Below are 9,624 nucleotides of genomic sequence, written 5' to 3' on the forward strand. Positions count from 1 at the left end.
CGGGGTCCGGCTCCAGCGCCTGCTCCACCACCTCGCGCAGGTGGCGCGGCACCTCGCCCCAGCGGCCGCGCACCGGGAGCGGGATGGCATCTCCCGCCTGCACGCGCGCCCGCTCCACGCGGTCGTACGGGCGCTCGCCCGCCAGCACCTCGTACGCGATGAGGCCCAGCTGGTACACGTCCGACGCGGGCGTCGCCACGCGCTCCGGGTCCACCTGCTCGGGCGACGCGTACGCGGGCGAGTGGGGGAGCTGGCCCGTTCGCGTCAGGTCCGCATCCTCCCCCGGCTCCACCGGTTTCGCGATGCCGAAGTCCAGGATGCGCGCCGATTCCCAGCCATCGCCGCTGCGCACCAGGAAGACGTTCGCGGGCTTCACGTCGCGGTGCACGATGCCCACGTGGTGCCCGGCAGCCAGCCCGCGCGCCGCGTCGCGCAGCACACGGACGGCGCGGTCGCGGGGAAGCCCCTCGCGGGCCAGCGCCTCCTTGAGGTCGCGGCCCTCCAGCAGCTCCATGACGATGAAGTCCAGGTCCAGCTCGGGATCGGTGCCGTAGTCGAAGATCTGCACCACGTTGGGGTGGTGCGGGATGCGCGCCGCAGACCCCGCCTCGCGCCGGAAGCGCTCGCGCAGGTCCTGCCGCGCCTCGTCGCTCGGCGCGTCCATCGTCACGACCTTGATCGCCACCGGCCGCCCAAGCGTGGTGTCGCGCCCGCGGAACACCAGGCTCATCCCGCCGGTGCCGATCATCTTCTCGATCTCGTAGCGCCCGGCCAGCTTGCGGCCCATCAGCAGCCGCTCCATCGGCCGGCTCACGGGCGCGCCTCCGCCGCGGTCGGCGCGGGTGGGCGGCGCGTGCGGACCCGCGGGCGTGGGGCGGCGAAGCTGCTGCGGACGAGGTTGCTCGGCACCGATCCGTACCTTTCAGCCGTGCGGCATGCGAGGGGCGTTCGGGCGCCGGAGGGTGCAATCCACATGCCCGGTGCGGTTTCGCGCCGAACTCCCGAGGCTCGTGGATCCTCCCCGCTTCGCCCGCCGCCGCGCATCGTTTGTCCGATGACGCGGACGTCATCGCCTGGTGTTACGGTGATCGGCGGGAAACGAGTGTGGCGCATCTTCCGACCCGCGCATGATTGCACGGCCGGCGTTCGGGAGATGCCGGCGCGGCGCGTGCCTTTCGGCGGCGCCCTCACCCCAGCGAGCGAGGCGGCATGCGCAAGCTCAGGCTGAACGTGGAAGAGCTTCAGGTGGAGAGCTTCTCACCCTCCGGCGACGGGGTCAGGCGCCGCGGCACGGTGAACGGCCAGAGAATGGTAGCGACGTACGCGTGCACAGAAGGGTGGGACGGTTGCCCGATGCCAAGCGTGGGATACACCTGCGACGTGCAGTGCAGCGACACGCACATAGGCTTCACGTGCGGCTTCTATTCGTGCGCGGGCTTTACGCCGTGCACCGAGAGCCCGACGGAGACCTGCATCATGTGACGAGAGAGGTGCCCGGTACGTTGGGGATCCGCTTTGGGCCCAGAACGCGAAGAGCCTCCGTACCGCGCGGAGGCTCTTCGATTTTGCATCTGCCGTGTTCGCCGGATTGCATCTCCCGGCGCCGGATCGATCAGCGCTGCGAGGTGCTGTCGGGCGTCGCCGTTGTGTCCGCGGCGCGGGGCCGGGTGCGGGGCTTGGCCGTGCGGTTCGCGCTGTCCGCCCGCGCGCCGGTGCGTCCGCTGGTGCCGGTGCGTCCGCTGGTGCCGCCGGTGCGTCCGCCAGACGCTCCGCTGCGTGCCGGAGTCGTCGTCCCGCCCGCCTTGCTGGCCGATGCGTTCGCCGCCGCGTTCGCCTCGCTTCGGCCCACGTCGCTCGGCGCCGTGCCGTTGCCGGCACCTGCGATGTCGCGGAAGTGCACGGGGATGCCGCGGCGCACCTGGTGGCTCAGGAACTCCGCGTCCCAGTTGGTGAGCCGCACGCAGCCGTGCGAGGTCGCGTAGCCGATCGTCTCCGGGCTGCCCGTGCCGTGGATGCCGTAGTGCGGCTCCGAGAGCGCCATCCACACCACGCCCACGGCGTTGTTGGGACCCTTGGGGACCATCGCCTCGGGCAGGCTATCGTCCACGCCCGTGAGCAGCGCGGGCTGGTAGTGCCACGCCGGGTCCTGCGTGACGGTGCTCACCGCGAACTTGCCGGACGGCGACGGCGAGTACGTGGCGCCCAGCGTAGAGGGGAAGTGGTACAGGATACGGCCCGACGCGTCCAGCGCGTGCACGTACGTCCCGCGGCCCGACACCTCGATGGAGGCTACCGTGCCTTTGGACTTCCGGTCGCCGTCCACCGCGGGGGCGTTGATGGCGGTGCCGGCGGCCACGTGGTCCAGGTCCGTGCCGGGGTTGAGCTGCTTGAGCAGGTCCTGGGTAATGTGGAACTTCTCGCTCAGCTTCTCGGTGAGCGTCTGGTAGCAGGAGCAGTCCAGCTTGGCCTGCTCGTACACGTCTTTCGGGATGGTGGTGAACGGCCCCGCCACGTCGTTCGCCGTGAGCGTGCGCCGCACGACCAGCTCGCGCGGGCTGCCCGCCAGCTGCGACAGCTTTGCGACCGTGGGCGAGTCGACCACGGCGGTGGCGCGCAGGCCGTTCATCTTCTGGAACCAGTACAGCGCCTCCGCCGCGTTCTTGCCCCAGCGGCCGTCCATCATGCCGGGCGAGAAGAGGGCGCGGTCCAGCAGGATCTGCACGCGCAGTACGCTGGGGCCCTCCACGTCGCCGGTGAGCGGCAGGTGCATGGGGCTGTTGTTCACCGCCTGCGCGGTGATCTGGTTCCAGCGCTCGGGGTTCTTCACCGGGCGGCCGGGTGCCATGCTGTCCATCTGCACCACCTGCTGCCACGACATATCCATGCGCTGGGCGGCGATCTGCTCCGGCGTCGGGTCCTGCTCGCGCGGATCCCACGCCACTGCCACCGCGTTCGGGTTGTTGGCCTGCGCGCCCGCCGAAGCTGCGGGCGCCGCACCTTCGCCGGCTTTCGCGTCGTCCTTGCCTCCGCAGGCGGCGAGCAGCGCCACCATCGCGGCGGCAGCGTACCAGTTGGGTCTCATCTATCTCCGTCGGTTCGCGTTCGTGCGTGTCTCGATCCCCGCCACGGCCTTCCCGCAGCGCGTTCGCGGCAACCGTTGGCAGGTTTCGGGCCGGATACAAACTTTGTTTACCAATGGAGATGAACGGCTTCCCGCATCCGCCGATGACGGTCCGTCGCGACGTTCGGCACATGCGTGAGATGCGGGAGATGCGGGAGATGCGGGAGATGCGGGAGATGCGGGAGATGCGGGAGATGCGGGAGATGCGGGAGATGCGTGAGATGCGTGAGATGCGTGAGATGCGGGAGATGCGGATCGGCCGACGAGCCACGGGGAGCGCATCGGCCGATATACAGGCTTGGATCGCATCGGTGGGCTTTCACCAGCGCCGTCGTTGGAAGATGCGCAGTCAGCGATCCAGCGCGGCTGGCCCCGTCGTGCGCTGTCCGGCGGCGAGGCGGGCTGCTTTCGCGATGAGGTAGTTCCGCTCGGGAATGCTGGTCGTGCCTTCGGCGGCGGCGCGATAGTGGGCGATGGCGGCGTCGTGATCTCCCGCGCGCTCCAGCAGGTGCGCGCGCACGGCGTCCAGGCGGTAGTGCCCGCGCATCCGCGGGTCCGCGTCCAGCGGCGTCAGCAGGGCGAGCCCCGCGCTGGGCCCGTGAACCATCGCGGCGGCGATGGCGTGGTTGAGCGCCACCATCGGGTTCTCCTGCATCTCCTTGAGCACGCCGTACAGTGCCAGGATCTGAGGCCAGTCCGTATCTTCCGCCCGTTCGGCCTCGTCGTGCACCGCGGCGATGGCGGCCTGCAGCGAGTACGCGCTCGCCGACCCGCCCGTCAGCGCGGCAGAGACCAGCGCGACGCCCTCCGCGATCTGCGCCCGGTTCCACAGCGTGCGGTCCTGCTCGTCCAGCGGGATCAGCTCGCCGTCGGGCCCCGTGCGCGATGCGCGGCGCGCGTCCGTGAGCAGCATCAGCGCGAGCAGGCCGGCGACGTCTGCGTCGTTCGGCAGCAGGGCGTGGACGGCGCGCGCCAGACGGATCGCCTCGTTCGACAGGTCAGTCCGCTGCAGCACCGCGCCGCTCGTGCTCGCGTATCCCTCGTTGAAGATGAGGTAGAGCACGTGCAGAACGGCGCCCAGCCGCTCCGCGCGCTCGCCCGGCTCGGGCATGCTGAACGGCACGCCAGACGCCTTGATGCTCGCCTTCGCGCGGCTGATCCGCTGCGCCATGGTGGCCTCGGGCACCAGGAACGCGCTGGCGATCTCCGCCGTGGTCAGGCCGCCTACCGCCCGCAGCGTCAGCGCGATGGCCGACGGATCCGTGAGCGCCGGGTGGCAGCACATGAAGAGCAGCACCAGCGTGTCGTCGCGGTCCACGCCCAGCTCCGCGTCCGGCGGCGGCACGAACGCCCAGTCCGCCCACACCTCCGTGGCGACCGCGTCCTCGCGCCGCCGCCGCGCCATCTCGCTGCGCACCTGGTCCGTCATCCGCCGCAGGGCCACGTGGTACAGCCAGCCGCGCGGATTCGCGGGGATGCCGGCCGCCGGCCACTGCGTCGCCGCGGCGATCAGCGCCTCCTGCACGGCATCTTCCGCCGCCGCGAAGTCGCCGTGCCGCCGCGCCACCGCGCCCAGCACCTGCGGCGCAAGCTCGCGCAGCAGGTGCTCGACCGTGACCGCCACCCGCACCGCCGTCACTCGTCGGTGGGCGGGGCGCTCATCACCTGCCGCACCTCGATCGCCATGTTCAGCGGCGCCCCGCCCGGTCCCGGCGCCGTAGACGCCTTCGCGGCCAGCTCGTACGCCCGCTCCGGCGAGTCCACGTCCACGATCCAGTAGCCCGCCAGGAACTCCTTCGCCTCGGCGAACGGGCCGTCGGTGACCGGCGCGCCGTCCTTGCCTGCGCGCACCAGCTTCGCCTGCCCCGGAGGCGCCAGGCCCTGCGCGTCCACCCGCTCGCCCGCGGTGGCCAGCTCCGCGTTGAAGCGGTGCATGAACGCGATGTGCGCCTTGAGGTCGTCCGGGCTCCAGGCGCTCACCTGGTACTCACCGTTCCCGCGCGGCGTGTGCATCATCATCATGAACTTCATGGTCCGTTCTCCGTCTCGTGGTTGGCGCCCGGGTCCGGCGCAGCGCAGCGGCCCTCGTTGGCCTTGCATGCACTAGTCGGAGCCGAGCGCGCGTTCTCTACATCGCCCGAAAACTTTCTTCGAGTGAAGGTAGCGAGCCCAGCCGCATCCAGCATCTACGGCCGGGTCGGCGGCGGAGGAGGGGGAGTCGCGGCGGCAGGGTTCCGTGCAGCCGGACGGGGCGAGCCAAGCGCCGGCACAACACGCTGAGGTGTCGATCGAGGAGCCGACGTCGGAACGGGCGCGACGGATGGCCTCGGCGGGAAAGCCGCGCGGAGCGGAGCCGGACGCGCCGCTGACGGAGACACGCTCCGGGCGACGGCGGATGCCGGAGCGGCGCCGGGCCGCACGGGCGGCGCCTTCGGGCGCACGGCCGAGGTGGCGCGGCGCGTGTCCAGGAAGCGCACGGGCGTGCCGGGGCGGATGCGGGCGCTCAGGAACACCGCGTCCCAGTTGGTGAGCCGCACGCAGCCGGCGGACTGCGCGTAGCCGATCGTCTCCGGGCTTTTCGTCCCGTGGATGCCGTAATGCGGCGCCGAGAGCCCCATCCACATTCTCCCCACCGCGCTGTTCGGCCCCGGCGGGATCATGGCGTCGGGCCTGGAATCCGGCACGCGGGCCAGCAGCGCGGGCTGGTAGTGCCACCACGGGTCCGGGTCGATGCTCATCACCCGGAAATCGCCCAACGGCGACGGGTCGTACGACGCGCCCAGGGTGGACGGGAAGTGGTACAGGATGCGCCCCGCCGCGTCCAGCGCGTGCACGTAGTTGCCGCTGCCGGAGATCTCCAGCCTCGCCACCCCGCCCGCCTGCGCGGCGGGGTTCCGGACGGCAGGCAGGAACAGCTTCGCGCCGGCCGCGAGACGGTTGATTGCGACGCCAGGGTTCAGCTGCCGCAGCAGCTCCTGCGTGAGGTGGAAGCGCTCGCTCAGCTTCTCGGCCAGCGACTGGTAGCACGAGCAGTCCAGCCGCGCCTGCTCGTAGATGTTCTCGGGCGTGGGCACGAACGGACCGCTCGCCTCCTCGGCCGTCAGCACGTGCTCCTCCACGAGCACCCGCGGGCTGCCCGCGCGATGGCGAAGCCGCTCCAGCGTCGTGGAGTCCACGCGCCCGGTGGCGGGAAGCCCCTCGCGCGTCTGGAACCAGAACACCGCGTGCTCCAGGTTGCGGCCCCACTTCCCGTCCATCATCCCCGGCGAGAAGAGCGCGCGGTCCAGCAGGATCTGCACGCGCACCACCGACGGGCCCGCGAGCCCCCGGCCCACGGGAAGATGCTGCACGGCACCGTTCACCGCCGCGGGCGCGATCTGTCCCCACGCCTCCACCGGCGGCACCGTATCCCGCGGAATCGTATCGCGGCGCACCACACCCACGCGCCTCACCGAGTCGCGCGGCACCAACCCTCGGGGCTTCGCCGTGTCACGCGGAACGGTGTCGCGGCGCATCGTGTCGCGGGAGATGACGTCGCGCGGGACCGTGTCGCGCCGGACGACGCCCGCCTGTCCGCTGGAGACGGGCGGAGAGACGGCAGCAGCGGCGGAGTCCGCGGGCGACGGTGCGGGCGTGGCGGCGGGCTTCGGGGTGCAGGCGTGCGCGATGGCGCTCAGGGCGAGCACGGCGGAGGCGCGGAGGAGCGGCTTGGCGGGGAACTGCATGGCGGAGCGGACCTTCCGAGCGGGGACGACGACCGACGGACCAACGGGCGACAAGTCTAGTGGTGCCGGCCGGGCAGCGGAAGCGTTTCGACACGCTACCCGCAACGCTCCCTGTCCATCTCGAGCTCCGCCGTACGGAACGGTTGACGAAAACCCGCCCCGAACCGAAATTTCGGCTTCGTCACCCGTGCCGGGTGGCGGGAAGGGTCTTGGGAGGGTTGGCAGAACGGCTATTGCACCGGTCTTGAAAACCGGCGTCCGAAAGGACTTCTGGGTTCGAGTCCCAGGCCCTCCGCTCGAAAGCGCCAAGATGGAACCGAAGCCCCGCCGTCGGCAGACGCGCGGGGCTTTTCGTTCGGTGCGTTCGTGGCCGGCGGACCGGGTGACGAGCCCGCCGGAATTCCCGCAATCACCCAGCGGCTCGGCGGACGGCCGGTGGGAACATTCGTAGTGCGGAATGGTTGAAGATGGCGCGGCATTTGCTAAGTTGGGCGGCACCACCCGTATGCGGACCCGGCAGAGCGGGCGCGCCGGGGCGGACGGGCCCCGAGCGGGGCCTTGCGGACCCCATCCGGCAGGCATCGCAGGTTTCGCGTCGGCGCCCCGTTCCGGCGCCGCGGCCAGCGCCAAAACCCACGGAGCTGCACCGGCGCGCGGTGATCCGCGCTCCCCGTTTCGGGCTTGGCGGCCGCATGCTACGTTAGAATCGTCTCGGCTCGTGCCCGCGCCCCCACCGGGGACGCGGACGCCGCCGCGCGCTGCATTCTCAATCCCCCACCGCAGGAGTCGTCTGTGGCAACAGGTGACAATCTCGACCCCGACGTGAACGCTCCCGCCGCAGGCGACAGGCCCCAGCCGCGCGCCCGTGGTCGGCGCGGCGCCGCCGCGGAAGCCCCCGCCACCCCGCCCGCGGCTTCCGGCCGCGCGCGCAGGGGCGGACGCGCGCTGGCGCCCGGCTCCGTGGTGCTCCCCGCCGCGGCCGAGACCGCGCTGGGTGCGGACGGCGACGGCGACGGAGCGGCCCCGGTGGGCGCGGCGCCGGCCGCGGCTCCGGAGGCGGTGGGTGCACCGCCGGCGGCCCCGGCCAACGGCGGAGCCCGGCGTGGCCGGCGCGTGCCGGCGGCCGCGGCAGCTGCGGCGGTGCCTGCCCCGGTCGAGGTGCCCGTACCCGTGCGCGGCAACGGCGGCGCGCGGCGCGGCCGGCGGGTGCTGGCGGGCGTGGGCGGCGGCGATGGCGGGGGCGGGGGTGACGGCACGGGCGGCGGCGGGCACCAGGAGCGCGAGATGCGCCGGCTGCTCATCGCCCTGCGCGCCATGCAGGCGGGCGACTTCAACATGCGCCTGCCCGACGGCGACGACCCGCTCTACTCCGAGATCGCCGAGGCCTTCAACGCCATCGCCGAGCTGAACGCGCGCGTGGTGCAGGAGGTCGTGCGCGTCAGCAACACGGTGGGCCGCGAGGGCCAGACCGAGGACCGCGTCTCCATCCCCGGCGTGCGCGGCGAGTGGGCGCGCACGGTGGACGCCGTCAACTCCCTCATCACCGACCTGATGCAGCCCACCACCGAGGTGGCGCGCGTGCTCACAGCGGTGGCCAAGGGCGACCTGACGCAGAAGATGGTGCTGGAGATCGAGGGCAAGTCGGTCCAGGGCGAGTTCCTGCGCATCGGCACCACCGTGAACATCATGGTGGACCAGCTCAGCTCCTTCGCAAGCGAGGTGACGCGCGTGGCGCGCGAGGTGGGCACCGAGGGGCGGCTGGGCGGGCAGGCGCGGGTCGAGGGCGTCGCGGGCGTTTGGCGCGACCTGACGGATAGCGTGAACTTCATGGCGAGCAACCTCACCGGCCAGGTGCGGAACATCGCCCTCGTCACCACCGCGGTGGCGAACGGCGACCTGTCGCAGAAGATCACGGTGGACGTGAAGGGCGAGATGCTGGACCTGAAGAACACCGTCAACACGATGGTGGACCAGCTCTCCGCCTTCGCATCGGAAGTGACGCGAGTCGCGCGGGAGGTCGGAACGGAAGGCGTGCTGGGTGGCCAGGCTGAGGTGCCCGGGGTCGCCGGCACGTGGAAGGACCTGACGGACAGCGTGAACGCGATGGCGGGCAACCTCACGGTCCAGCTCCGCGACGTGTCCGCCGTGGCGACGGCGATCGCAGATGGCGACCTGACGAGGAAGATCACTGTGCAGGCGCAGGGCGAGATCCTTCAGATCAAGGACGTCATCAACTCCATGGTGGACCGCCTCTCGGTCTTCGCGGACGAGGTGACGCGCGTGGCGCGAGAGGTGGGTACGGAAGGCGTGCTCGGCGGGCAGGCGCAGGTGCCGGGAGTCGCCGGGACGTGGAAGGACCTGACGGACAGCGTGAACTTCATGGCCGGCAACCTGACGTCACAGGTGCGAAACATCGCCGACGTCACCACCGCGGTGGCCAAGGGCGACCTGTCCAAGAAGATCACCGCCGAGGCCAAGGGCGAGATCCTCGAGCTGAAGAACACCATCAACACGATGGTAGACCAGCTCTCCTCATTCGCCGACGAAGTGACGCGCGTGGCGCGAGAGGTCGGCACCGAAGGCAAGCTGGGTGGCCAGGCCCGGGTGGAAGGCGTCGCCGGCACGTGGGAAGACTTGACCAAGAGTGTGAACGCCATGGCGACGCACTTGACCGCTCAGGTGCGTAACATCGCCGAAGTGACCACCGCCGTCGTCACGTCGGCGATGTTACGCACCTGGTTGGTCAGGTTGTTGGCGAGCTGGTTCACGTTGTCGGTC

Annotated in this window: 6 protein-coding genes and 1 tRNA gene; 2 read left to right on the plus strand and 5 right to left on the minus strand. The window is 71.4% G+C overall.

What is annotated here, in order from left to right; all coding sequences use genetic code 11:
- The 5 genes from VFE05_23625 to VFE05_23645 all read right to left on the minus strand — a co-directional run.
- On the minus strand, window positions 1–814 hold an 814-nt coding region (locus VFE05_23625), incomplete at its 3' end, for a serine/threonine-protein kinase (GenBank protein ID HET6233088.1).
- Window positions 815–1,612: 798 nt separating this feature from the next.
- On the minus strand, window positions 1,613–3,082 hold the full coding sequence (locus VFE05_23630; GenBank protein ID HET6233089.1) for a L,D-transpeptidase family protein: 1,470 nt from the start codon (window positions 3,080–3,082) through the stop codon (window positions 1,613–1,615).
- A 388-nt stretch (window positions 3,083–3,470) separates the two neighbouring features.
- Window positions 3,471–4,745, minus strand: coding sequence for a sigma-70 family RNA polymerase sigma factor (locus VFE05_23635; GenBank protein ID HET6233090.1), 1,275 nt, complete (start codon window positions 4,743–4,745; stop codon window positions 3,471–3,473).
- Between the two features lie 11 nt (window positions 4,746–4,756).
- Window positions 4,757–5,152: a YciI family protein gene (locus VFE05_23640; protein ID HET6233091.1), complete on the minus strand. Its 396-nt coding sequence runs from the start codon at window positions 5,150–5,152 to the stop codon at window positions 4,757–4,759.
- Window positions 5,153–5,307: 155 nt separating this feature from the next.
- Window positions 5,308–6,846 (minus strand): L,D-transpeptidase family protein, encoded by a 1,539-nt coding sequence (locus tag VFE05_23645; protein HET6233092.1) that lies wholly within the window; start codon window positions 6,844–6,846, stop codon window positions 5,308–5,310.
- Between the two features lie 212 nt (window positions 6,847–7,058).
- Here VFE05_23645 and VFE05_23650 point away from each other — a divergent pair.
- Together VFE05_23650 and VFE05_23655 are read left to right on the plus strand one after the other, a co-directional pair.
- Window positions 7,059–7,141: transfer RNA gene (locus tag VFE05_23650), tRNA-Ser, on the plus strand.
- A gap of 527 nt (window positions 7,142–7,668) precedes the next feature.
- Window positions 7,669–9,624 (plus strand): HAMP domain-containing protein (locus tag VFE05_23655; GenBank protein HET6233093.1); only part of this gene is annotated, 1,956 nt, incomplete at its 3' end.

The sequence above is a fragment of the Longimicrobiaceae bacterium genome (genome assembly GCA_035696245.1).
Lineage (GTDB): Bacteria > Gemmatimonadota > Gemmatimonadetes > Longimicrobiales > Longimicrobiaceae > DASRQW01.

Excerpts from the sequence above, each read along its gene's own strand:
- VFE05_23640 (HET6233091.1), bottom strand. The coding sequence starts at position 5,152 with ATGAAGTTCATGATGATGATGCACACGCCGCGCGGGAACGGTGAGTAC.
- VFE05_23630 (HET6233089.1), bottom strand. The coding sequence starts at position 3,082 with ATGAGACCCAACTGGTACGCTGCCGCCGCGATGGTGGCGCTGCTCGCC.
- VFE05_23645 (HET6233092.1), bottom strand. The coding sequence starts at position 6,846 with ATGCAGTTCCCCGCCAAGCCGCTCCTCCGCGCCTCCGCCGTGCTCGCC.